This window comes from Enterobacter cloacae complex sp. 277I4, assembly GCF_050031465.1.
GTDB lineage: Bacteria > Pseudomonadota > Gammaproteobacteria > Enterobacterales > Enterobacteriaceae > Enterobacter > Enterobacter cloacae.
In genome coordinates this window covers 798,973-824,592 of sequence record NZ_JBLGWC010000001.1, presented here as the reverse complement: position 1 = coordinate 824,592, position 25,620 = coordinate 798,973, and the positions used below count along the sequence as shown (strand labels likewise).

Genomic DNA, 25,620 nt, shown 5'->3' with positions numbered 1-25,620 from the left:
ACACTTGTTAATACCTATAATTAGTTGCTAGCAAATTATTAACAAAAACTGACGAGTACACTTTCTATGGCTGAAACAAACTCTAAACAGCCGCGTCTACTGGTGACACTAACAGCGTTATTCGCCGCCTTCTGCGGCCTGTACCTGTTAATCGGTGGCGTCTGGCTGGTCGCAATTGGCGGCTCCTGGTACTACCCCATTGCGGGCCTGGTTATGCTTGGCGTAACTGTTCTGCTCTGGCGTAGAAAACAATCCGCACTGTGGCTTTATGCGGCATTACTCCTCGCAACCATGATCTGGGGCGTCTGGGAAGTCGGGTTCGACTTCTGGGCACTGACGCCACGCAGCGACATTCTGGTCTTCTTCGGTATCTGGCTGATCCTGCCGTTCGTCTGGCGTCGCCTGATTGTGCCTTCCAGCGGTGCCGTTGCGGCGCTACTTGTCGCTCTGCTAATCAGTGGCGGTATCCTGACCTGGGCCGGCTTTAACGACCCGCAGGAGATCAACGGTACGCTGAATGCGGAATCCACCCCTGCGGCGGCTATCTCGCAGGTGGCTGACGGCGACTGGCCAGCGTATGGCCGTAACCAGGAAGGTCAGCGCTACTCCCCGCTGAAGCAGATCAACGCGGACAACGTGAAAAACCTGAAAGAAGCCTGGGTATTCCGTACCGGCGATCTGAAGATGCCAAACGATCCGGGTGAACTGACCAACGAAGTGACGCCAATTAAAGTGGGCAACATGCTTTATCTGTGTACGGCGCACCAGCGTCTGTTCGCGCTCGACGCGGCCACCGGTAAAGAGAAATGGCACTTCGATCCGCAGCTGAACTCCAACCCGTCGTTCCAGCACATCACCTGCCGCGGTGTCTCTTACCACGAAGCGCGTGCGGATAATGCCAGCCCGGACGTCATTGCCGACTGTCCTCGCCGCATTATGCTGCCGGTGAACGATGGCCGCCTGTTCGCGATTAACGCCGAAACGGGCAAGCTGTGCGAAACCTTCGCCAACAAAGGTATCCTGAACCTGCAGACCAACATGCCGGACACCACGCCGGGTCTGTATGAACCCACCTCACCGCCAATCATCACTGATAAAACCATCGTGATTGCTGGTTCGGTCACGGATAACTTCTCCACCCGCGAAACCTCTGGCGTTATCCGTGGTTTCGACGTGAATACCGGTAAACTGCTGTGGGCCTTCGATCCGGGCGCGAAAGATCCTAACGCGATCCCGTCTGATGAACACACCTTTACCTTCAACTCGCCAAACTCCTGGGCACCGGCTGCGTATGATGCGAAGCTGGATCTGGTCTACCTGCCAATGGGCGTGACCACGCCTGATATCTGGGGCGGTAACCGTACCCCTGAGCAGGAACGTTATGCCAGCTCCATTCTGGCGCTGAACGCGACCACCGGGAAACTGGCGTGGAGCTACCAGACCGTACACCACGATCTGTGGGATATGGATATGCCGTCCCAGCCAACGCTGGCAGACATTACCGTTAACGGCAAAACCGTTCCGGTGATTTATGCTCCGGCGAAAACCGGTAACATCTTCGTACTGGACCGTCGTAACGGCGAGCTGGTTGTGCCTGCACCGGAAAAACCGGTTCCTCAGGGCGCGGCTAAAGGCGATTACGTCACTAAAACGCAGCCGTTCTCCGAACTGAGCTTCCGTCCGAAGAAAGACCTCAGCGGCGCAGACATGTGGGGTGCCACCATGTTTGACCAGCTGGTGTGCCGCGTAATGTTCCATCAGCTGCGCTATGAAGGCATCTTTACCCCGCCTTCTGAGCAGGGCACGCTGGTCTTCCCGGGTAACCTTGGGATGTTCGAATGGGGCGGGATCTCCGTTGACCCTAACCGCCAGGTAGCGATCGCCAACCCGATGGCGCTGCCGTTTGTCTCTAAACTGATCCCACGTGGTCCAGGTAACCCGATGGAGCAGCCGAAAGACGCGAAAGGCAGCGGTACCGAAGCCGGTATTCAGCCGCAGTATGGCGTACCGTTTGGCGTGACCCTGAATCCGTTCCTGTCTCCGTTTGGTCTGCCGTGTAAACAGCCTGCCTGGGGATATATCTCCGGTCTGGATCTGAAAACCAACCAGATCGTGTGGAAAAAACGTATTGGTACCCCGCAGGACAGCATGCCGTTCCCGATGCCGGTTCCGGTGCCGTTCAACATGGGTATGCCAATGCTGGGTGGCCCAATTTCCACCGCCGGTAACGTGCTGTTCATCGCGGCAACCGCAGATAACTACCTGCGCGCGTACAACATGACCAACGGTGAGAAACTGTGGCAAGGCCGTCTGCCAGCCGGTGGACAGGCAACGCCGATGACCTATGAAGTGAATGGCAAGCAGTACGTAGTCATCTCTGCGGGCGGTCACGGTTCGTTTGGCACGAAGATGGGCGACTATATTGTCGCGTATGCGTTGCCGGATGACGCAAAATAAATGCAAAACGGCAACCTCGGTTGCCGTTTTTTATGTTTGTTCCCTCTCCCACCGGGCTGAGGGTTCCCCAGAAAAATGAAAAGCACGATGAAGTGTGATCTACTGGTTGCGCTAACAAATCAGAAGAGACCTCATCGTGCCTTTACAGACAGTCTGCCAGAAATTTTTCTCCGCGTCTTTACCGGACGTTCACAGCTTCCGGATTAATGTCCTTGTTTCCATGGCCGTTGCCCTCACGCACGGTGCGGATCTGACCCTGACCAGCCTTGGTCGCTCTCTTCCCGGCAGGGCGCACGTCAAAAATAAAATTAAACGTGTTGACCGTGCCCTGGGTAATACCGCCCTTCACCGGGATATTCCCCGTATTCAGCACCTGCTCACACATACCATCACCTCCCTGATGCCCTTCTGTGTGATTGCTGTCGACTGGACAGGCTGGCATGACAGGAACTGGTATCTTCTGCGGGCAAGCCTGGTCTGTAATGGTCGCTCACTGCCGCTTATGAGTGAGGTTGTCCCCGCAGAGCTGGCGCAGAACAGCGATGTACAGTGCCGCTTCCTTGACCGCCTGCATGATGCCATCCCGAAAGATAAAGCCGTCACCATCATTACGGATGCAGGCTTCCGGACAGACTGGTTCCGGCATGTCAGCCAGCTGGGCTGGAGCTTCACCGGCAGGGTCAGGGGCTGCATCAGCTTCCGGCTGGACGGAGATAAAAAATGGATGAAAATCAGTGAGCTTGAGGCTACCGGACAACCGGTCTGCGTGGGTTACGGTGTCCTGTCCCGTAAACCACGAACGCCCTGTTACGGCCGGTTCTATCTGCATAAGCGCCCTGACGCAGGGCGTCAGGGAAAAGGGGGGATGCCGAAAACACAGCGGGAACACCGCAGTAGCGCGCGGGAGCCCTGGCTGCTGTTCAGTAATGCAGAGGGACTGGAGCCGCACCAGATAATGGCCCTGTACAGCCGCAGAATGCAGATAGAACAAAACTTCCGGGACGACAAAAGTCCACGCTTCGGGTTCGGTCTGAGGCTGAGCCGGAGTCAGGGAAAAGGGCGACTGGAAGTGCTGAATATGGTCGCGGCAATGGCAAGCCTGGTGATGTGGCTGGCAGGTTACAGGGCAGAAAGGCAGTGTTTACACTGGCACTATCAGGCAAGCAGCATCAGGCACAGACGGGTTCTGTCATACCTGAGTCTGGCAGAAGAAGTCATCCGGCATGAGCCCGGGAAAGTAAGACGCCTGAATATAGTTAACGAGATGAAAAAGCTGGGAAAAGAGTACAGTAATATGGTCATGGTGACATGACCATATTACTGGGGATCCCTCAGCCCACCGGGAGAGGGCCAGGGTGAGGGCATCAGGCCGCACCTGCGAAATGTAGGCCGGGTAAGGCGAAGCCGCCACCCGGCTTTTTTATACGGTAAAACCCAGCATCATCCCCGTATCTTCATGCTCCAGCAGATGACAGTGCGCCATATAGGCAAACTCCTTTGGCGCCTCGTGGTCAAACTTCACCAGCACCTCGCTGACGCCGCCTTCCACTCTCACTGTATCTTTCCAGCCCGCGCGATGCGCATCCGGCGTTTTGCCGTTCTCTGAAAGAATACGGAACTGGGTGCCGTGAATATGGAACGGATGCAGCATCATGTCGCCTTCGCCTGAAATCACCCAGCGCTCAAACTGCCCTTTTGTAGCAGCAAACATTGGCGTGTTCATATCGAACGCTTTGCCGTTGATCATATTGGCATTGTGGAAATCAAACCCGTGACCGCCGTGATTCATACCGCCCATCTTGCCGTGATCCATGTTCATATGGCCCATCATCTGCCCGTGGTGCATCCCCACCATCGCCTGATCGCCATACTTTTTCATCAGCACCTGCATGCCCATCATGTCGAGCATCGGATCCATGGAGAGCTGCAGCTTACGTTGCGTAAGCCCAGCCAGCGACGGAAGTCCCGGCAGCGTGGTTAAGGTGTCCGGCAGCGTACCGGAGGCGGTGATCTGCAGCGGCTGAATACGTAAAACCGGGTACGGCTTATCGAATGGCGCAACGGCCATCCCCATCTGGCTGACCGGGAGCGTCACCAGGTCAAATGATTTACCGTCGCTGATGTCCACCAGCACCTCAAAGCGCTCGCCCATCAGCACAGGGAGTTCATTCACTTTGACCGGCTCAGGCAGCAGTCCTCCGTCGCTCGCCACGACGTACAGCGGACGATTATCGCTGGTGGCAAAGTTCAGCGAGCGCGCGTTGCATCCGTTGAGCAGACGTAACCGCAGCCAGCCTTTTGGTGCAGCGTGCTGGGGGTAGATCGCGCCATTGGTCAGCAGCGTATCGCCAAACCAGCCTACCGCCGCGGTCATCACATCCAGCTGATAATCAATCTGACCGTCTGTGGAGAATTTTTTGTCCTGCACAATGACCGGCACATCGTCGATACCCCACTGTTTGGGCAGACGCAGCAAGCGACTTTCGTCATCTTCAATCAGCACCAGGCCTGCCAGCCCCATGGCCACCTGATGGCCCGTTTTACCATGCTGATGCGGGTGGAACCAGCAGGTCGCCGCCCGCTGCTCGGGGGTAAAGGTCACGGTACGCTTCCCACCCGCTTTTATAATCCCTTGCGGGCCGCCGTCGACCTCACCCGGCACTTCCAGCCCGTGCCAGTGCAGCGTCGTCTCTTCTGCCAGCGTGTTGTGAATATCAACGGTGACGGCTTTTCCTCTGCGCAACTGCAACGCCGGGCCAAGCACATTGCCGTTATAGCCCCAGGTGGTGGCGTTATTTTTACCAAACGCCGTTTTACCGGACTGAACCACCAGCTGGATACGGCCACGGGCATCGGCGGTCAATAAATCAGGAATGGGTAAGGCAGGTCTGTCAGCCGCCAGAACCGCGCGACTCCACAGTGGTAATGCGCTGGCAACCCCCAACGCAACGGAATATTTTAGAAATTCACGACGTTGCATATTCATTTCCTTATTTCGTGCAGACGATCTTTTGAGCATAAACCCTCCCCTTACCGGAAGGTCAAGTTACGCGGCAATAATAAAGATCGTCGCACTGGCACCAAATATGCTAACGTTAATTTTCCGTGATGCAGTGGTAGAAGCAATGAAGACGTTTTTCAGGACAATTTTGTTCACCAGCCTGATGGCAATGTGTGCGAACAGCTATGCGCTCAGTGAAAATGAAGCGGAAGATATGGCCGATCTGACGGCGGTTTTTGTGTTCCTGAAAAATGATTGTGGCTACCAGAATTTACCCAACGGGCAAATTCGTCGCGCACTGGTCTTTTTTGCCCAGCAGAACCAATGGGACCTCAGCAACTACGACAGCTTCGACATGAAAGCGCTCGGTGAAGACAGTTACCGTGATTTAAGCGGTATTGGCATCCCAACGGCAAAAAAATGCAAAGCGCTGGCCCGCGATTCGCTTAGCCTGCTCGCCTACGTGAAATAACCTTCCCGACGCCTCTTGTTTCGCCTGGAACCGTGCAACCACGGTTATAGTTAGCTATCATGTTTCGCTCATTTTTCGTGAGTGTAACGGATGTTAACGAAGAGGAGTCTGCGTATGGCCGACCACACGTTGTGGCATGAAACACTGCATGACCAGTTTGGTCAGTACTTTGCCGTTGATAACGTGCTTTATCATGAGAAAACCGATCATCAGGATCTGATCATCTTCGAGAATGCCGCTTTTGGCCGCGTGATGGCGCTGGACGGCGTGGTGCAAACCACCGAGCGAGATGAGTTTATCTATCATGAGATGATGACCCACGTCCCGCTGCTGGCTCATGGTCACGCGAAGCACGTGCTGATTATCGGCGGCGGCGACGGGGCGATGCTGCGCGAAGTCTCCCGCCACCAGTCCATTGAAACCATCACCATGGTAGAGATCGACGCGGGCGTGGTCTCATTCTGTCGTCAGTACCTGCCTAACCATAATGCGGGTAGCTACGACGATCCGCGCTTTAAGCTGGTGATTGACGATGGCGTGAACTTCGTCAACCAGACGACCCAGACGTTTGACGTTATTATCTCCGACTGTACCGACCCTATCGGCCCGGGAGCCTCGCTATTTACCTCATCGTTCTACGAGGGTTGCAAGCGTTGTCTGAACCCTGGCGGTATCTTCGTGGCGCAAAATGGCGTCTGCTTCCTGCAGCAGGATGAAGCGCTCGACAGCCACCGCAAACTGAGCACCTATTTTGGCGATGTTAGCTTCTATCAGGCTGCCATTCCGACCTACTACGGCGGGATCATGACCTTTGCCTGGGCGACGGATAACGACGTCCTGCGTCATCTCTCCACGGAGATTATCCAGGCGCGCTTCCATCAGGCAGGTCTCCAGTGCCGTTACTACAATCCGGCGGTCCATACCGCAGCCTTCGCCTTGCCGCAGTACCTGCAAGATGCACTGTCCTCCCAGGGGGTGAACTAATTGAAAAAGCTTAAACTGCATGGCTTTAACAACCTGACCAAAAGCCTGAGTTTTTGTATTTACGATATCTGCTATGCCAAAACAGCGGAAGAGCGCGATGGCTACATCGCCTATATCGATGAACTCTACAATGCCAACCGACTGACCGAGATCCTGTCGGAAACCTGCTCTATTATCGGCGCAAATATTCTGAACATCGCCCGCCAGGATTATGAACCTCAGGGCGCTAGCGTGACCATTCTGGTCAGCGAAGAGCCGGTCGATCCTAAGCTTATCGACAAAACCGAACACCCGGGCCCGCTGCCTGAAGTGGTTGTCGCCCACCTCGATAAAAGCCATATCTGCGTGCACACCTACCCGGAAAGCCACCCGGAAGGCGGCCTGTGTACGTTCCGCGCCGATATTGAAGTATCCACCTGCGGCGTGATCTCCCCGCTAAACGCGCTGAACTATTTAATTCACCAGCTGGAATCCGATATCGTCACCATTGATTATCGTGTGCGTGGTTTTACGCGCGATATCAACGGCATGAAGCACTTTATCGATCACGAGATCAACTCCATTCAGAACTTTATGTCCGAGGACATGAAATCGCTGTACGACATGATGGACGTGAACGTGTATCAGGAGAACATCTTCCACACCAAGATGCTGCTTAAGGAGTTTGACCTTAAGCACTACATGTTCCACACAAAGCCAGAAGATTTAAGCGAAGAAGAGCGTAAGGTCATTACCGACCTGCTCTGGAAAGAGATGCGCGAAATCTACTACGGCCGCAATATTCCGGCCGTGTAAGACGCAGGTAAGCAGACAAAGAAGGAAAAGTGATGATTTTTCCTTCTTTATCATGCTGGTTATTTTCCTAAACAGTCGTTTGGGCCAGTATCATCGCTGCTTCCGTGCGGTTTCTGACTCCCAGTTGACGAAACAGGGCGTGAAGGTGATTTTTAACCGTTCCTTCCGCAATCCCAAGTACACGACAAATTTGCTTATTGCTATTTCCCTGAACAACAAGATGCAGAATCTCACGTTGTCGGGGTGATAGTGTGCACAGCGGGGATGGATAATTCTGCATGCGTATTAATTTATGTTCGCGCAGGCAACTATCCGGTAAATATATTCTCCCTTGCCGCACCCATTCAATTGCCTGCAATAACTCTTCCGACTCCATTTTCTTGGTTAAAATCCCTGCCGCACCACATTCCAGAAAATAAATCGGGTTGACATTATCCAGCCGTGAAAAATTCATCAACACTAAAATAGTGTCCGCCTGCGATTTTAGCTGGGTTAATAACGCTCTTTTTTTCTCTATTTCATAATCCGCATCCAGAATAACAACATCCGTCCTGACTTTTATTAAACCTTTCCAGACCTCATCTTCGGTATGTGCTGCTGTGATGTGTAATGCGGGCGCAAGTTCCGCCCAACGGCATCGGATGCCATGAATGAACAGCGGCAATTCATCATAAATAAGTATATTCATTGTCGTCCCACTTAAATAATCGTTATCTTGTTAGCGGCACTTAAACCCTTCAAACAAACCTTAAACAACGGTTGCTGCGGGATGAAAAGTAATAACACCAGGAGAAACTTTCAATTGCAGGAGTAATGCCGGTTTAATTTATTAAGCACAGCCCGTCTCATTTCGCCATGTAACTTTCGATACAGACCATTCCATACAGACACAATGATTTCCGAAAACATAACTTTAAGCGCATGGATGCTTTTTTAATCGATATCCATGATTAATGGGCAGACATATTCTGCTCCCCCCAAACATCGAGGAATGAATTATGCCAGATGCAAATGTTGATGCCGGATTTATTGGTTCAGTTATTAGTTCATTGCCGCTAGACAGTATGATTTCCGCGCCATTACAGGCAATGATTAAAGCCCAAACCCAGGCAGCCAAAAGTTATACCGATTTCTTATTAAGCGTCTGTATTAAAGATGGCAAAGCCGTTTCGGTACAGTTTGATTATGAGGAGACCCTCGTCGATGAGAAAGGCGTGACGACCGGTACGCAAACCAAAGTCATGCGTATTCCTCTGCTGGCGGCAGTGGTGCACCCCATCATCTGTATCGAAGAAGGGACCATCGACTTCGAGCTTGAGATCCATCAGAGCGCAGCCAGCAATGAAAGCAGCAGCCAGGAAGGCTCCCTGGAGGGCAAAATCGGCTGGGGTCCATTCTCCGTTAGCGTCAAGGGCAGCGTGAGCCATAAGTCAGAACAGACCCGTTCGACCGATACCCGTGCCAAATACTCCATCCACACCTCCGTTAAACGTCAGCCGATGCCGGAAGCACTTAGCCGCGTGGTCGATTATCTGACCAATGCTGCTACCAAACCGGCACAACGCGCTGGAGATCAACCCGCTGAGCTGCCTGCAACCAACAGTTCAGGTCTGATTACACCAGCACCAGCCCCAGCCGCGCCTGCTCAGGGGGGTAACGGCTAACCCGTACAACGCATTCAAACGCATTTATTACCCCTAACAGGTGTCCGGTTAACGGGCACCTGCCTGATGGAGAAAAAATATGCCTGATTCACGTCGATTCTGGTTCAGCCGTAAAACGCCCGGCGATGTAAAGCCTGAAGCCAGTACCGAACCCCCGGCAGATAAACCGATGACGGTATCGTCAGATCCCCCCTCTGCCGCAACTCCGTCTCCTTCTCCTGCCGGGGAGGAGGAGAACGCCGGAAGCAATGACGGAGGTGGCGGCGGGGGCGATGACGGAACGCCGCCGCCCCCTGCCGGCAACAAGGGCAACCACGCGATGGGATTAGATGCCCTGGTACAAGGGCTCCAGCACGCTGCCTTTAGCGCCAACCAGTATATGGCCCATCAGTACGTTGCCGTGCTCTCGCAGCTATTTGAGCAGGCCCCGGACGGCAGCTACAAACCCGACTATGCCGAGCTTCAGCTGGATGACGGGCATCGATTGAACGTACCGCTGGTGACACTTGCTCCACCGCGCAATCTGTCAATGGAGAGAATGAAGATGCGCCTGACCGTTCGCGGTGATGCCACAGAAGCCATCAGCACGCTGACAGGACAGGGAGAGCGGGGTCACTTCCACGTCACGATGGCGCCCCAGCCCCATGAGGGCAAAACGGACAGCCAGAACATTGATATTGAAATTGATTTTGTCGCTCAGGAACCGCCGGAAGCGGTGCTGCGGCTGCTTGATGAATTTATCCACCGTATGACCCCCGTCCCCGTAAAGGAGAATAGCCATGAGTAATGCCTTGAAAACAACCGGCAATGGCGGCATTGCCCTTATCAAACAGTACGAAGGCCTGCGTTTAACCACCTACAAAGACGCAGTCGGTATTCCGACTATCGGTTATGGTCACGTCGAAAACCCGATCCCGCCAGGCGGCACGCGGACCATCACCGCAGAAGCCGCAGAACAGCTCCTTCGTGATGACCTGCAGCGTTTTGAGCACGAGGTTAACAACATGCTGACTGTGGAGGTGACGCAGAACCAGTTCGATGCTCTGGTGAGCTTCGCCTTCAATCTGGGCCCGGCCAATCTGAAGAGTTCAACCCTGTTACGCAAAGTGAACAGCGGAGACGTTAACGGCGCCGCCGACGAATTTCTGAAATGGAACCATGCGGGTGGTCAGGTCCTGGCGGGCCTGACAGCACGTCGTAACGCTGAAAAAACTCTTTTTTTATCCTGATCAATCACGAGGTGTAAAATGACAATTCGAATTCTTTCCTGGCGTGCTGACTCCTTTACGCACGAGGCAGACGACGTGCGAAGTGCGGATAACGATCTTCTGACTCACGCCAAAGAGCGGATGGAGTTTCGTCTGAGCCAGGTTATTGCTGAGCTCGAAGCGGTGCTGGAAACTGACACCGGTAGCTGGGACCATACCTTTGTCACGCTTCCGGAATTTTTCTGGAATACCCGCTGGAGTAATGTGCTCAGTGAAGATGAACTCATGCAACTCGGTGACTTCTACATGGACCATGTCAGCGACTACGTTAACAGGCTGATTGATGCCTTCCCGGCCCGTTCCGGGGATCCCTCTTCTGCCATCACGTTTCTGGCGGGAACATGTGCCATCCTCTACCGCGACGATAAGGAGAGTGAGAAGACGCCCTGCCACGATCCCGTTTTTCACGCTGTGAATTGGCTGCTGTGCGGGCAGAATACCCGTAGCGATAAATCTCTGACGATGTGGCCAAAACGCTACGTTTCCACAATTGATTTCTTTCCTCAGGTGAACGGTCACGCGATCCCAGGTCATATTTCAGCCCAATTGCCGAATGGTCAAATCATTCATATTGGCAGCAACAGTGAAGTGTCGGCAGAATCAGTGCATGGGATCGTCATCACCGATTACTTCACCAATACTTATGCTGACGATAAGCCATTTAGCATTGATATCTGCCTGGATTATTTTACCCAGAAAGGTGTTCGCCCGGCGGGCTGGGAACAGCGGGTAGCGGAGCTGCGGAGTAAACAAAGTGACATTGATTTCCTGATAGCCTGCGGAATGCCGGCTGGCGATCCGCCGCAAAACCCTGGCGGCGTACAATTCCTTGTACGCAACGATGGTATGCCAGGCGTTTCCCAATGTCAGGCGTGGTCGTTCAGCGCCAGGGGGGCGTCACCCGTTGCGGCGACCAACCCGACCGCTAATTTTGTGAGATTTTTGCTGTAGAGCGATACCAGCGAATTCCCTCCGACACGCTTCGGAGGGAATTTCATTTATTTCTGTTTCATAAACTCCCGGTACGCCGCCACGACCTGCAGAAAGTCCTCCACGCCGCACAGCGACAGGCTCTCTTCGTCGTAGTAGCTCATCCCCTCTTCCATCTCGTCGCCCGAGAATTCCAGCTGGTTGGCCCGCACCATCACCTCTTCGCCATCCATCCACAGCGTGTATTCATGACCCGCACGTTGCCAGGAACGTTCACTGCCTTTTATCGTATTCGCCGCCTGTTCAACTTCATCAAGAAGCGCTAGATTTTCTTTCACTTCTTCGTTAAACCAGTGTCCAACGGCTTCGTGGCCCATCGACATACGCACTTTCACCACCCCGGTGATGTCGCGCAGAAATTCGTAATCCATAGTGTTTTCCTCTGCAAAGCCATTACGGTAATTATCGCAGCAGAGAGGAAGAAAAAAAGCGTGTGAGGTGGGAGGAATGAAAATAAAAAGGTGAGAGCAAGGCCCTGCGGCCTGATGCCCTCACCCCGGCCCTCTCCCATGGGAGAGGGTGCAAACACTAAAAACCGTCTCGTGGAGACGGTTTTGCTTTTATACCGCCGTCTGGAAGATCACCCCGTCAGCTTTCTCGGTGTACTGAGAGAGCTGGTCGAAGTTCAGATAGCGATAGGTATCCACCGCCGTCTTATCAACCTGAGCAACGAAGGTCTGGTACTCTTCCGGCGTTGGCAGTTTGCCAATCAGCGCCGCAACCGCCGCCAGCTCAGCAGACGCCAGGTAGACGTTCGCACCGGTACCTAAACGGTTCGGGAAGTTACGGGTAGAGGTGGAGACCACCGTCGCACCGTCAGCCACGCGCGCCTGGTTACCCATACACAGGGAACAGCCAGGGATTTCGATGCGCGCACCGCTCTTACCAAACACGCTGTAGTAACCCTCTTCAGTCAGCTGCGCCGCATCCATACGGGTTGGTGGCGCTACCCACAGGCGGGTTGGCAGCTGGCCTTTGTGAGTATCCAGCAGTTTACCGGCAGCACGGAAGTGACCGATATTGGTCATACAGGAACCGATGAACACTTCGTCGATCTTATCGCCCTGCACGTCAGACAGCAGACGCGCATCGTCAGGATCGTTCGGTGCACAGAGAATTGGCTCTTTAATGTCTGCCAGATCGATGTCGATCACCGCCGCATATTCTGCGTCAGCATCGGCTTCCAGCAGCTGCGGATCCGCCAGCCATTTCTCCATCCCCTGAATACGACGCTCCAGCGTACGACGGTCGCCGTAGCCTTCCGCAATCATCCACTTCAGCAGGACGATGTTAGAGTTCAGATACTCAATGATCGGCTCTTTGTTCAGCTTGATGGTACAACCCGCGGCGGAACGCTCTGCAGACGCATCGGTCAGCTCGAATGCCTGCTCAACTTTGAGGTCCGGCAACCCTTCAATTTCCAGGATGCGGCCAGAGAAGATGTTTTTCTTACCTTTCTTCTCAACGGTCAGCAGGCCCTGTTTGATGGCATACAGCGGGATAGCGTGAACCAGGTCGCGCAGGGTGATACCCGGCTGCATTTTACCTTTGAAGCGCACCAGTACCGATTCCGGCATATCCAGCGGCATCACGCCGGTCGCTGCGGCAAACGCCACCAGACCGGAGCCCGCCGGGAAGGAGATACCAATCGGGAAACGGGTATGGGAGTCACCGCCGGTACCAACAGTATCCGGCAGCAGCATACGGTTCAGCCAGGAGTGGATAACGCCGTCGCCCGGACGCAGGGAGACGCCGCCACGGTTCATAATGAAGTCTGGCAGTGTGTGGTGCGTGGTTACGTCAACCGGCTTCGGATACGCCGCCGTGTGACAGAAGGACTGCATGACCAGATCGGACGAGAAGCCCAGGCACGCCAGGTCTTTCAGCTCGTCACGGGTCATTGGACCGGTGGTGTCCTGAGAGCCCACAGAGGTCATCTTCGGCTCGCAGTAAGCGCCAGGACGGATACCGGCCACGCCGCACGCACGGCCAACCATTTTCTGCGCCAGCGAGAAGCCACGATTGCTTTCCGCTACGTCTTTCGCATGACGGAACACGTCTGAGTGCGGCAGACCCAGCGCTTCACGCGCTTTGGTGGTCAGGCCACGACCGATGATCAGCGGGATACGGCCACCGGCACGCACTTCGTCGATCAGCACATCGGTTTTCAGCTCGAAGCTCGCCAGCAGCTCGTTGGTGTCGTGGTTACGGACTTCACCTTTATACGGGTAAACGTCAATCACGTCGCCCATGTTCAGGTTAGAGACATCCACTTCGATTGGCAGTGCGCCAGCATCTTCCATGGTGTTGAAGAAGATTGGGGCAATCTTACCGCCCAGGCACAGGCCGCCACCGCGTTTGTTCGGCACATGCGGAATATCGTCACCCATAAACCACAGGACGGAGTTAGTGGCGGATTTACGGGAAGAACCGGTACCGACTACGTCACCGACGTAAGCCAGCGGGAACCCTTTTTTCTGCAACGCTTCGATCTGTTTGATCGGGCCGACAACGCCTGGCTGATCCGGCTCAATGCCTTCACGGGCGTTTTTCAACATCGCCAGAGCATGCAGCGGGATATCCGGACGAGACCATGCATCCGGTGCCGGAGAGAGGTCATCGGTGTTGGTCTCACCGGTGACTTTGAATACGGTAACGGTAATTTTTTCAGCCAGCGCAGGACGGTTCAGGAACCATTCGGCATCGGCCCAGGACTGCATCACCTGCTTCGCATAGACGTTGCCTGCTTTGGCTTTTTCTTCCACATCGTAGAAGTTATCGAACATCAGCAGCGTTGAAGAGAGCGCTTTAGCGGCAATCGGTGCCAGCTTGTCGTTATCCAGCGCGTCAATCAGCGGATGAATGTTATAACCACCCTGCATGGTGCCGAGCAGTTCAATGGCTTTTTCAGGAGTAACCAGTGGGGAGGTGGCTTCGCCTTTGGCGATAGCAGCAAGGAATCCGGCTTTTACGTAGGCAGCTTCATCTACGCCAGGCGGTACGCGGTTGATCAGCAGATCTAACAGGAATTCTTCTTCGCCCTTAGGCGGGTTTTTCAGCAGCTCGACGAGCGCGGCCATTTGGGTTGCATCTAACGGTTTGGGTACAATTCCCTCGGCGGCACGTTCTGCTACGTGCTTACGGTATTCTTCTAGCACGACGGTTCTCCTCGCTCTCATTGTCATATGCGGCGGGCGTTCTCTTCACGCTCCTGTGAGACAGCAGTTTGTAGGGTAAATGCCCGATACCGCGTCGGGCAGCATAGCAGGATTTCTGCACAGTGTTAATCCGTTTACAAAAAAGCAACATTAAAAAATTTGCTGAATCGTTAAGCATGGTGTAGAGGGCTGACGGGGGGAATGTTGGCAACAAAAAAACCGCCTGAAAGCGGTTTATTTGTTGCCTTGCGGTGGTAGCACACCGGGTTGGCAGATTTGCGGCAACACCAACGTGAAATATTGTGCATCACTCCCTGTGGGCTTGCAAGCTGCTATCACGATTTTGCGTAGCGCCTTCCCATTTCGTATGAAAGCCCATGTAATTGCATTTTTTGCCTTCTTCAGATCCATTGAATTGACTATTCTTCTCCGCGGCCTGCTCCGCTGGTGTAGCAACCAGTCACCGGGCCCGGGAGCAGTTCCGTCATCTACGCGGCAACATCAACTTGCCAGGTTCTGCCTTTCCCGGTGAAGAATGAACCCGCGTAGCCTGTACAGGAACGCACGCAATGGAGATGCGAATCACTGCGCTGATCGTTGCGCTCGGTTTACTGCTTACGGCACTGCACGGTGGCTGGAACATATCCGACATCACAGTGCTGTTTGTTGTCAACCTCGGCAACTAGCTGCTGGCCGCTCGCAAGAGCGGCCTTCTGAAATCCCAGCGGCTTTTCAGCTATCACATATAATTGTGTAATAAATACTCACACTCTTTATCCGGACGTACCGGCAGTTCCCCAACAAAAGTCAAAACAGTAAAAGGCGAGTGAATAATACTCACGCCAACCGTAACGCCTCACGGCACAGCGCCTGTCTCGTTGGAGTCATTTTATGAAGTTGCCCTTTAAACCACATCTGCTTGTTCTTCTGTGCAGTGCCGGGCTGTTTGCCGCCTCAGGCGTCATGTTTGTCAAAAGTCGAGCGACAGAGCCTGTCGTCCCCACTCCCGTCGCACAACAACCGGTAACCCCCGCAGCAGCGCAACCCGCCCCCGTCGTCGCCCCAGCCTATACGGCCGCGCAAATCGATCAGTGGGTTGCTCCCATCGCGCTCTATCCGGATGCCCTGCTGTCACAAATTTTAATGGCCTCGACCTACCCGGCCAACGTCATCCAGGCGGCGCAGTGGTCCAAAGACAACCCTAAAATGGAAGGAGACGCCGCTATCCAGGCCGTTGCCAGCCAGCCCTGGGATCCCAGCGTAAAATCGCTGGTCGCGTTTCCTCAACTGATGTCGCTGATGGGTGAAAACCCGCCGTGGGTACAAAATCTGGGGGATGCATTTCTCGCACAACCGAAAGATGTCATGGATTCCGTCCAACGCCTGCGCGCGCTGGCTCAAAAGACCGGCGCCTTACAATCGACGCCTCAGCAGACGGTCACCACCGTGACGAAACCTGCCCCGGCGAAATCGGCCACCAGCGAATCGACGACTTCCACCACGCCTGCCCCGACGGTGATCAAAATTGAATCCGCGGATCCGCAGGTCGTTTACGTCCCCACCTATAACCCCAATACCGTTTACGGTACCTGGCCAAACACGGCTTACCCGCCAACCTATCTTCCTCCTTCTCCGGGAGAGCAGTTTACGGACAGTCTGGTCAAAGGCTTAGGCTTCAGCCTGGGTGTGGCGACAACCTACGCCATCTTCAGCAACATCGACTGGGATGATGACGACGACTGGGACCACCATCATGACGATGACTGGAATCACGGCGGCTATAACCGCAACGGTGATAACAATATCAATATCAACGTTGAGAACTTCAACAAAATCAGTGGTCAACGCCTGACGGATGCCAACCGCACCTGGCAGCATAACCCGGCGTATCGGGAAGGTGTGCCCTACCCCACCAGCCAGCTTAATAACCGCTTCCATTCCACTAACACGGTAACGGGGCTCAGTTCTACGCAGCAAAAACCGGTTAACCGCGACAGCCAGCGTCAGGCGGCCCTGAGCCAGATGGAGAAATCGACGGGTAAAACCTTCCCGCAAACCGCGCGTCCGGGAACCAAAGATGCACAGCGCCAGGCTTCAGGCGAACAGTTGAAGCAGATATCCCAGCGCAACAACTACCGTGGCTACGACACCAGACCGCAAACGGCAAAGCGAACCACCTCGCAGCAGCGTGATAATCACCCTGCCGTAACCCAGCGACAGGAGAAACGGATCGCGCAGCCAGCCCAGCAACGCCATATCCCGCAGCGAACCAGCCAGCCTCGCGCAAATGCCTTGAGCGGCAACGACAGCCGCTCTGCCAACTGGCAAGCCCAGCAGCAACGGGGGGCGCAAAGCAGACAACTGGCTGCCCGTCATCAGCAGCCGCGTCAGGCCCCTGCCGGACGTGCTGAACACCGTGAATTCCGTCATCGTTAAGGGAGCCAACATGAAAAAGAATCTTGTCTGTGGAATGGTGTTGTTCATGATGTCCGCCGCTGCGATGGCACAGCAATCCTTCAGCACGCCCGCTCAGGCGACCGATGCGCTGGCGCATGCCATCAGTGAGCAGAATGAAACGGCAATGAACAATCTGCTTGGAGAGAACTGGCGCGATTTTCTGCCGCCTGAAGGGGCCGATCCTGATGCTGTCGATCGTTTCCTGCGCGACTGGAAGGTGCGGCACAACACGGTTATCGACGGTAATACGGCGCATCTGGTCGTCGGAAATAACGGCTGGCAGTTGCCCATCCCGGTTGTCAAAACCGCTGCCGGATGGCAATTCGATATCAAGGAGGGCGCCGAGGAGATCCTGACCCGCGAGATCGGGCGTAACGAGCTTGCCGCCATCGAAGCATTACATGCCTATGTGGATGCCCAGCAGAGCTATTTCGCCATGAATCAAAAATACGCGCAGAAAATTGTCAGCTCTGAAGGGAAAAAAGATGGTCTCTACTGGCCCGTTTCGCCGGGTGAAGCCCCCAGCCCGCTGGGGCCGGCCTTCAGCCCCAAAGAGCCCGGTGCAGGCTATCACGGCTATCGGTTCCGTATCCTGCCTGATGAGAAAGGCTTTGCGATGGTGGCATGGCCCGTCAGCTATGGCCAGACAGGCGTCATGAGCTTTGTGATAAACCAGGATGACAAAGTGTACCAGGCCGATCTCGGCAATGACTCTGAGCAGAAAGCCCAGGCGTTAACCGCCTATAACCCGGATAAAACCTGGCAGCCTGTGGCTCCCTGAATCCAGCACATAAAAAAAGCGGCCACAGGCCGCTTTTTTTGTCTGAAGAAACTTATTTCTTCTTCGCTTTCGCGTTTGGCAGGTCGGTGATGCTACCTTCAAACACTTCTGCCGCCAAGCCCACGGACTCGTGCAGAGTTGGGTGTGCGTGGATGGTCAGCGCGATGTCTTCCGCGTCGCAACCCATTTCGATCGCCAGACCGATTTCACCCAGCAGCTCGCCGCCGTTGGTACCGACAATCGCACCACCGATAACGCGGTGAGTCTCTTTGTCGAAGATGAGTTTGGTCATACCGTCTGCGCAGTCGGAAGCGATAGCACGGCCAGAAGCAGCCCACGGGAAGGTGGCGGTTTCGTAGCTGATGCCTTTCTCTTTCGCTTCTTTCTCGGTCAGACCGACCCATGCCACTTCTGGCTCGGTGTACGCGATAGATGGGATCACTTTCGGATCGAAGTAGTGTTTCATGCCGGCGATAACTTCAGCGGCAACGTGACCTTCGTGAACACCTTTGTGCGCCAGCATTGGCTGACCGACGATATCGCCGATAGCAAAGATGTGCGGCACGTTAGTGCGCAGCTGTTTGTCAACGCGGATGAAGCCACGGTCGTCCACTTCCACGCCAGCTTTGCCCGCGTCGAGGTTCTTACCGTTCGGCACACGGCCGATCGCCACCAGCACGGCGTCGTAACGCTGTGGTTCGGATGGCGCTTTTTTACCTTCCATGGAAACGTAAATACCGTCTTCTTTCGCTTCAACGGCAGTCACTTTGGTTTCCAGCATCAGGTTGAATTTCTTGCTGATACGCTTGGTGAAGACTTTAACGATGTCTTTATCCGCAGCCGGGATAACCTGGTCGAACATTTCAACCACGTCAATGTCTGAACCCAGTGCATGGTACACGGTACCCATTTCCAGACCGATGATACCGCCGCCCATAACCAGCAGACGTTTTGGAACGGTTTTCAGTTCCAGGGCATCGGTGGAATCCCACACGCGTGGATCTTCATGTGGAATGAATGGCAGTTCGATTGGACGAGAGCCCGCCGCGATGATCGCGTTGTCGAAGTTGATTACGGTTTTGCCGTTTTCGCCTTCCACTTCAAGGGTGTTCGCGCCGGTGAATTTACCCAGACCGTTAACCACTTTCACTTTACGGCCTTTCGCCATGCCAGCCAGACCACCGGTCAGCTGAGTGATAACTTTCTCTTTCCAGGTACGGATTTTATCGATATCGGTTTTCGGCTCGCCGAAGACGATACCGTGTTCAGCCAGCGCTTTGGCTTCTTCGATAACTTTCGCTACGTGCAGCAGCGCTTTAGAAGGGATACAACCTACGTTCAGACAAACACCACCAAGGGTGTTGTAACGTTCTACGATGACGGTTTCCAGACCTAAATCAGCGCAACGGAAGGCTGCAGAGTAACCTGCGGGACCTGCCCCAAGTACCACGACCTGAGTTTTGATTTCAGTACTCATCATGACCTCTTATTGATTTCCGGCGGTCCAGGTACTTGTCGCCCTTCATCCACCGGGACGTTCTATCCGCTCGCAGTTTACAAAATTGTTAACAATTTTGAAACAACAAACGGCTCACGAATTGTCGCTTTCGCCAATAACCTCACAAACCACATGAGATTAACAGAAAAAAGCCGGCCGACTGGCCGGCTTTTCACTTACATCACCAGGCGGCGAATGTCACTCAGCATGTTGTTGATGATGGTGATGAAACGCGCACCATCAGCACCGTCGATCACGCGGTGGTCGAAGGACAGAGAGATTGGCATCATCAGACGCGGCACGAACTCTTTGCCATTCCACACCGGCTCCATCGCGGACTTGGACACACCGAGGATAGCCACTTCCGGCGCGTTAACAATCGGTGCGAAGTGGGTAGTACCCAGGCCGCCGATGCTGGAGATAGTGAAGCAACCGCCCTGCATTTCGCCGGCAGTCAGCTTACCATCACGCGCTTTTTTGGAGATGGTGGTCAGTTCACGGGACAGCTCAGTGATGCTCTTCTTATTCACGTCTTTGAAGACCGGAACAACCAGACCATTTGGCGTATCAACCGCAACACCGATGTTGATGTATTTCTTCAGCGTCAGCTTCTGGCCATCTTCGGACAGGGAGCTGTTGAAGCGTGGCATCTGCTCCAGGGCAGCGGCAACGGCTTTCATGATGAAGACCACTGGGGTGAATTTCACGTCCAGTTTACGCTTCTCAGCTTCGGCGTTCTGCTGTTTACGGAACGCTTCCAGATCGGTGATATCGGTTTTGTCGAAGTGCGTAACGTGCGGGATCATGACCCAGTTACGGCTCAGGTTAGCACCAGAGATTTTCTGGATGCGGCCCAGTTCCACTTCTTCAATTTCACCGAACTTGCTGAAGTCCACTTTCGGCCATGGCAGCATGCCCGGGATACCGCCGCCTGCGGCTGCAGCTGGTGCAGCTTCAGCGCGTTTCACCGCGTCTTTCACATAAGCCTGAACGTCTTCGCGCAGGATACGACCTTTACGGCCAGTCCCTTTCACTTTCGCCAGGTTCACGCCGAATTCGCGCGCCAGGCGACGAATCAGCGGGGTCGCGTGGACGTAAGCGTCGTTTTCAGCGAACTCAGATTTGCTTTCCGCTTTTGCAGCAGGTGCCGCTGGTTTAGCAGCCTGAGCCGGTGCAGCAGCCGGTGCTGGAGCAGCCGCGGCAGCCGGAGCGGCTGCAGGCGCAGCGCCTTCCACTTCGAAGACCATGATCAGAGAGCCGGTAGAGACTTTGTCGCCGGTGCTGATTTTGATCTCTTTAACGGTACCCGCGAACGGCGCAGGCACTTCCATAGAGGCTTTGTCGCCTTCAACGGTGATCAGTGACTGTTCAGCGGCAACTTTGTCGCCCACTTTCACCATCACTTCGGTCACTTCGACTTCGTCACCGCCGATGTCAGGAACGTTAACGTCTTTCACGCCGCCTGCTGCTGGTGCAGCCGCTGGAGCCGGAGCTGCAGCCTGAGCTGGCGCAGCGGCAGGTGCAGCACCCGCCACTTCGAAGATCATGATCAGAGAGCCGGTAGACACTTTGTCACCGGTGTTGATCTTGATCTCTTTAACGGTGCCCGCGAACGGCGCCGGCACTTCCATAGACGCTTTATCGCCTTCTACGGTGATCAGAGACTGCTCAGCTGCAACGGTATCGCCCACTTTCACCAGGATTTCAGTGACTTCAACTTCGTCACCGCCGATGTCAGGCACGTTAACTTCTTTCGCTGCCGCGGCAGCTGCTGGAGCAGCGGCGGCCGGAGCGTCTTTCTTCTCTTCCTGCGCAGGTGCAGCAGCTGCTGCACCGTCGGCGGAATCGAAAATCATGATCAGTTTGCCAGTCTCGGTTTTATCGCCAACAGAGACTTTGATCTCTTTAACGATGCCAGCCTGAGGAGACGGGACTTCCATAGAGGCTTTGTCGCCTTCTACGGTGATCAGCGACTGTTCAGCTTCAACTTTGTCGCCTACTTTGACCAGGATCTCGGTGATTTCAACTTCATCAGCCCCGATGTCCGGTACATTGATTTCGATAGCCATTATTCTTTTACCTCTTACGCCAGACGCGGGTTAACTTTTTCTGCATCGATGTTGAATTTGGTAATTGCGTCCGCAACCACTTTCTTATCGATTTCGCCACGTTTAGCCAGTTCGCCCAGTGCTGCTACAACCACGTAAGAAGCATCAACTTCGAAGTGGTGACGCAGGTTTTCGCGGCTGTCAGAACGACCGAAGCCGTCAGTACCCAGTACGCGATAATCATCAGCTGGAACGTAAGTACGAACCTGCTCAGCGAACAGTTTCATATAGTCAGTAGACGCCACCGCTGGCGCGTCGTTCATCACCTGAGCGATGTACGGAACGCGTGGGGTTTCCATTGGGTGCAGCATGTTCCAGCGCTCACAATCCTGGCCATCACGCGCCAGTTCAGTGAAGGAGGTCACGCTGTACACGTCGGAACCCACACCGTAGTCTTTCGCCAGGATCTGCGCTGCTTCACGAACGTGACGCAGAATAGAACCGGAGCCCAGCAGCTGAACTTTACCTTTGCTACCTTCAATGGTTTCGAGTTTATAGATACCTTTACGGATACCTTCCTCGGCACCTGCTGGCATTGCCGGCATGTGGTAGTTTTCGTTCAGGGTGGTGATGTAGTAGTAAATGTTCTCTTGCGCTTCGCCGTACATGCGCTGCAGACCGTCATGCATGATGACTGCCACTTCGTACGCGTAAGACGGGTCGTAAGAGATACAGTTAGGGATAGTCAGAGACTGAATGTGGCTGTGGCCATCTTCGTGCTGCAGACCTTCACCGTTCAGGGTCGTACGACCGGAAGTACCACCAATCAGGAAGCCGCGAGCCTGCTGGTCGCCTGCCTGCCAGCACAGGTCACCGATACGCTGGAACCCGAACATGGAGTAGTAAATGTAGAACGGGATCATCGGCAGGTTGTTGGTGCTGTAGGAGGTCGCAGCAGCCAGCCAGGATGCGCCTGCGCCCAGCTCGTTGATACCTTCCTGCAGGATCTGACCTTTCTCGTCTTCTTTGTAGTATGCAACCTGCTCACGGTCCTGCGGGGTGTACTGCTGGCCGTTCGGGCTGTAGATACCGATCTGACGGAACAGACCTTCCATACCGAAAGTACGCGCTTCGTCAGCGATGATTGGCACCAGACGATCTTTGATCGACTTGTTCTTCAGCATCACGTTCAGGGCACGAACGAAAGCGATAGTGGTGGAGATCTCTTTGTTCTGCTCTTCCAGCAGCTGAGAGAAGTCTTCCAGCGCTGGCAGTTCCAGTTTCTCGGTGAAGTTAGGCTGACGAGCTGGCAGGTAGCCTTTCAGCGCCTGACGACGTTCGTGCAGGTACTTGTACTCTTCAGAACCTTCCGGGAAGGTGATGTAAGACAGGTTTTCTACCTGCTCATCGGTCACTGGCACGTTGAAGCGGTCGCGGATGTAGCGCACGCCGTCCATGTTCATTTTCTTAACCTGGTGAGCGATGTTTTTACCTTCTGCGGTATCACCCATGCCGTAACCTTTGATGGTGTGGGCCAGGATTACAGTCGCTTTACCTTTGGTTTCGCGCGCTTTTTTCAGTGCAGCGTAGATTTTCTTCGGATCGTGACCACCACGGTTCAGCGCCCAGATCTGCTCGTCAGTCCAGTCTGCAACCAGTGCGGCGGTTTCAGGATATTTGCCGAAGAAGTGCTCACGAACGTAGGCACCGTCTTTGGATTTGAAGGTCTGGTAGTCACCGTCAACGGTTTCGTTCATCAGCTGGATCAGTTTACCGCTGGTGTCTTTACGCAGCAGTTCGTCCCAACGGGAACCCCACATTACTTTGATAACGTTCCAGCCAGCACCTGCGAAGATGCCTTCCAGTTCGTTGATGATCTTACCGTTACCGGTTACCGGACCATCCAGACGCTGCAGGTTACAGTTGATGATGAAGCACAGGTTGTCCAGCTTCTCACGGGTAGCGATGGTGATCGCACCTTTAGATTCTGGCTCATCCATCTCACCGTCGCCCAGGAAGGCGTAAACGGTTTGCTCAGAGGTATCTTTAAGACCACGGTGTTCCAGGTACTTCAGGAATTTCGCCTGATAGATTGCACCGATTGGGCCCAGACCCATGGATACGGTCGGGAACTGCCAGAATTCAGGCATCAGTTTAGGGTGCGGGTAAGAAGACAGACCTTTACCGTGAACTTCCTGACGGAAGTTGTTCATCTGCTCTTCAGTCAGACGACCTTCCAGGAATGCACGTGCATAGATGCCCGGAGAGATGTGGCCCTGGAAGTACACCAGGTCGCCGCCGTCTTTCTCGTTAGCAGCACGGAAGAAGTGGTTGAAGCACACTTCGTAAACGGTCGCAGAGGACTGGAAGGACGCCATGTGGCCACCCAGCTCCAGATCTTTCTTGGACGCACGCAGAACGGTCATGATGGCGTTCCAGCGGATGGCAGAACGGATACGGCGTTCCAGATCCAGATTGCCCGGGTATTCCGGTTCGTCTTCAACGGCAATCGTGTTTACGTAGTTGCTAGCCCCTGCACCTGAAGCAACCTTCACGCCGCCTTTGCGGGCTTCAGAAAGCAGCTGATCAATCAGATACTGAGCGCGCTCAACACCTTCTTCACGGATGACCGATTCGATCGCCTGTAGCCAGTCGCGAGTTTCGATCGGATCCACGTCATTTTGGAGACGTTCTGACATGGGGGTATTCCTTATCTATCTAATACGTTGATTTGTCTGGAACCTGTCCCATTGTATTTTCGTCAGAAAACACAATAAGACAGGTTCTGCGTTTAGTTGCCGCGCTCTAAAAGTACCTGGCGCTTAATCCTTTCGTTGCTGTATGCGGCGTAATGAACGTTCGCGACGCGATTGTTCTCGGCTGCGGTCCAGCAAGATTTCCTCAATGAAAGCCAGATGTCGGTGCGACGCTTCGCGCGCCTGCTCCGGTTCCCCGGCCATTATCGCCTCGAATACTCGGGTGCGATGGTTGCTTACCAGCGGGAGCATGTCCCGACGGGCATACAACAATTCAAAATTTTGACGAACGTTCTGGGCCAGCATCGGCTCCATGCAGCGTAGCAGATGGAGGAGCACTACGTTGTGTGCCGCTTCGGTGACGGCAATCTGATACTGGACGACGGCATTGGACTCGGCGTCTAAATCGCCGGACTGCTGTGCCCGTTCAATGGCCTGATGCAGTTCGCGGATACGCACGCGATCTTCATCAGTGCTGCGAAGGGCGGCGTAATAGGCCGCGATACCTTCAAGCGCGTGACGGGTCTCAAGCAGATCAAACTGGGATTCTGGGTGGTCAGAGAGAAGTTCTACCAGCGGATCGCTGAAGCTCTGCCACAGGCTGTTTTGAACAAAGGTTCCGCCGCCCTGGCGACGAAGCAGCAAGCCCTTTGCTTCGAGGCGTTGAATCGCCTCACGCAGAGAGGGGCGGGATACGTCGAACTGTTTAGCCAGCTCGCGTTCTGGCGGAAGTTTCTCACCCGGGCGCAGTGTCCCCTCGAGGATTAAAAACTCCAGCTGCTGCTCAATCACATCGGATAGTTTTGGTTGGCGAATTTTGCTGTAGGCCATATTCCCTGTCTTACGCCTTTTTGCCCGGAGTCAATTGGTCTTACCAATTTCAAGTTCGTATCGCTAAAGTAACAAAGTATTCACCTTCTGTCCATATTGGTTTTGATTGAAATCAGTAAACCCTGCACATTTTAACAACCTTACAGAAATAACGTTTCAGAAATGTAACTTTGCACAAATGAGCTGATTACTACCAAAGAGGGAGTTTTAACCATAATGAAACGAGGGTTTTTGCAATCTGAAGCGATTCAACAACGCAAAAAATGAAAATTCGCCCACTTTTAAGGCATTTCTATTCTATAGGTTGGGGTAGTAAGAATTAACGGTGCGATTTACAAATGCTTTATTTTTATTCAACTCGTCATCAGCCCTTCATAAAGCAGGTGCATTCACAGGCGCTTACCACTATTCTTGCGCTTAAGGAAGACATCTCCGCTTTTTTCGGTCTTATTAACCGTAA

Annotated in this window: 19 protein-coding genes; 11 read left to right on the top strand and 8 right to left on the bottom strand. The window is 54.1% G+C overall.

Annotated features, from left to right (window positions below; translation table 11 throughout):
- Positions 1-66 precede the first annotated feature (66 nt).
- Both ACQG19_RS03890 and ACQG19_RS03885 read left to right on the top strand, forming a co-directional pair.
- On the top strand, positions 67-2,457 hold the full coding sequence (locus ACQG19_RS03890) for a glucose/quinate/shikimate family membrane-bound PQQ-dependent dehydrogenase (protein ID WP_013095613.1): 2,391 nt from the start codon (positions 67-69) through the stop codon (positions 2,455-2,457).
- Between the two features lie 136 nt (positions 2,458-2,593).
- Positions 2,594-3,769, top strand: a complete 1,176-nt coding sequence (locus ACQG19_RS03885) for an IS4 family transposase (protein WP_054442369.1) — start codon at positions 2,594-2,596, stop codon at positions 3,767-3,769.
- A 108-nt stretch (positions 3,770-3,877) separates the two neighbouring features.
- On the opposite strand, the gene cueO is transcribed toward ACQG19_RS03885, so the two are convergent.
- Positions 3,878-5,437: a multicopper oxidase CueO gene (cueO, locus tag ACQG19_RS03880; RefSeq protein ID WP_222169087.1), complete on the bottom strand. Its 1,560-nt coding sequence runs from the start codon at positions 5,435-5,437 to the stop codon at positions 3,878-3,880.
- A 145-nt stretch (positions 5,438-5,582) separates the two neighbouring features.
- Between cueO and ACQG19_RS03875 the strand changes: the two genes are divergently transcribed.
- From ACQG19_RS03875 to speD, 3 genes are all read left to right on the top strand, one after another.
- Complete coding sequence (locus ACQG19_RS03875) at positions 5,583-5,930, top strand: YacC family pilotin-like protein (RefSeq protein WP_014830675.1); 348 nt, start codon at positions 5,583-5,585, stop codon at positions 5,928-5,930.
- Between the two features lie 114 nt (positions 5,931-6,044).
- A complete protein-coding gene (gene speE, locus ACQG19_RS03870) occupies positions 6,045-6,914 on the top strand; it encodes a polyamine aminopropyltransferase (RefSeq protein ID WP_013095610.1) in 870 nt (289 codons plus the stop codon).
- A complete protein-coding gene (speD, locus tag ACQG19_RS03865) occupies positions 6,915-7,709 on the top strand; it encodes an adenosylmethionine decarboxylase (protein ID WP_013095609.1) in 795 nt (264 codons plus the stop codon).
- A 67-nt stretch (positions 7,710-7,776) separates the two neighbouring features.
- On the opposite strand, the gene ACQG19_RS03860 is transcribed toward speD, so the two are convergent.
- Positions 7,777-8,397: a LuxR C-terminal-related transcriptional regulator gene (locus tag ACQG19_RS03860; RefSeq protein WP_013095608.1), complete on the bottom strand. Its 621-nt coding sequence runs from the start codon at positions 8,395-8,397 to the stop codon at positions 7,777-7,779.
- Positions 8,398-8,707: 310 nt separating this feature from the next.
- Between ACQG19_RS03860 and ACQG19_RS03855 the strand changes: the two genes are divergently transcribed.
- The 4 genes from ACQG19_RS03855 (at position 8,708) to ACQG19_RS03840 (ending at position 11,592) form a co-directional block, all read left to right on the top strand.
- On the top strand, positions 8,708-9,373 hold the full coding sequence (locus tag ACQG19_RS03855) for a DUF2589 domain-containing protein (protein ID WP_040022115.1): 666 nt from the start codon (positions 8,708-8,710) through the stop codon (positions 9,371-9,373).
- 79 nt (positions 9,374-9,452) lie between these two features.
- A complete protein-coding gene (locus ACQG19_RS03850) occupies positions 9,453-10,160 on the top strand; it encodes a DUF2589 domain-containing protein (protein WP_013095606.1) in 708 nt (235 codons plus the stop codon).
- Positions 10,153-10,602 carry a lysozyme gene (locus ACQG19_RS03845; protein WP_013095605.1) on the top strand — a complete coding sequence of 150 codons (450 nt, stop codon included), beginning with the start codon at positions 10,153-10,155 and terminating at the stop codon, positions 10,600-10,602. The genes ACQG19_RS03850 and ACQG19_RS03845 overlap by 8 nt, the downstream gene beginning before the upstream one ends.
- An 18-nt stretch (positions 10,603-10,620) precedes the next feature.
- Positions 10,621-11,592 (top strand): hypothetical protein, encoded by a 972-nt coding sequence (locus tag ACQG19_RS03840; RefSeq protein WP_095440133.1) that lies wholly within the window; start codon positions 10,621-10,623, stop codon positions 11,590-11,592.
- A gap of 47 nt (positions 11,593-11,639) precedes the next feature.
- Here ACQG19_RS03840 and yacL read toward each other — a convergent pair whose 3' ends face one another.
- Positions 11,640-12,002, bottom strand: coding sequence for a protein YacL (gene yacL / locus ACQG19_RS03835; protein ID WP_013095603.1), 363 nt, complete (start codon positions 12,000-12,002; stop codon positions 11,640-11,642).
- 189 nt (positions 12,003-12,191) lie between these two features.
- Positions 12,192-14,789, bottom strand: a complete 2,598-nt coding sequence (gene acnB / locus ACQG19_RS03830; RefSeq protein ID WP_013095602.1) for a bifunctional aconitate hydratase 2/2-methylisocitrate dehydratase — start codon at positions 14,787-14,789, stop codon at positions 12,192-12,194.
- 891 nt (positions 14,790-15,680) lie between these two features.
- On the opposite strand from acnB, the gene ACQG19_RS03825 reads away from it, so the two are divergent.
- Positions 15,681-17,225, top strand: coding sequence for a DUF3300 domain-containing protein (locus ACQG19_RS03825; RefSeq protein ID WP_246932378.1), 1,545 nt, complete (start codon positions 15,681-15,683; stop codon positions 17,223-17,225).
- Between the two features lie 10 nt (positions 17,226-17,235).
- Entirely contained in the window at positions 17,236-18,027 is a 792-nt protein-coding gene (locus ACQG19_RS03820; protein ID WP_222169084.1) for a DUF2950 family protein, read from the top strand.
- 52 nt (positions 18,028-18,079) lie between these two features.
- On the opposite strand, the gene lpdA is transcribed toward ACQG19_RS03820, so the two are convergent.
- From lpdA to pdhR, 4 genes are all read right to left on the bottom strand, one after another.
- Complete coding sequence (lpdA, locus tag ACQG19_RS03815) at positions 18,080-19,504, bottom strand: dihydrolipoyl dehydrogenase (RefSeq protein ID WP_014830669.1); 1,425 nt, start codon at positions 19,502-19,504, stop codon at positions 18,080-18,082.
- Positions 19,505-19,701: 197 nt separating this feature from the next.
- A complete protein-coding gene (aceF, locus tag ACQG19_RS03810) occupies positions 19,702-21,594 on the bottom strand; it encodes a pyruvate dehydrogenase complex dihydrolipoyllysine-residue acetyltransferase (protein WP_013095598.1) in 1,893 nt (630 codons plus the stop codon).
- Positions 21,595-21,608: 14 nt separating this feature from the next.
- Positions 21,609-24,272, bottom strand: coding sequence for a pyruvate dehydrogenase (acetyl-transferring), homodimeric type (gene aceE / locus ACQG19_RS03805; RefSeq protein ID WP_013095597.1), 2,664 nt, complete (start codon positions 24,270-24,272; stop codon positions 21,609-21,611).
- A gap of 123 nt (positions 24,273-24,395) precedes the next feature.
- Positions 24,396-25,160 (bottom strand): pyruvate dehydrogenase complex transcriptional repressor PdhR, encoded by a 765-nt coding sequence (gene pdhR, locus ACQG19_RS03800; RefSeq protein WP_013095596.1) that lies wholly within the window; start codon positions 25,158-25,160, stop codon positions 24,396-24,398.
- Positions 25,161-25,620: the final 460 nt, after the last annotated feature.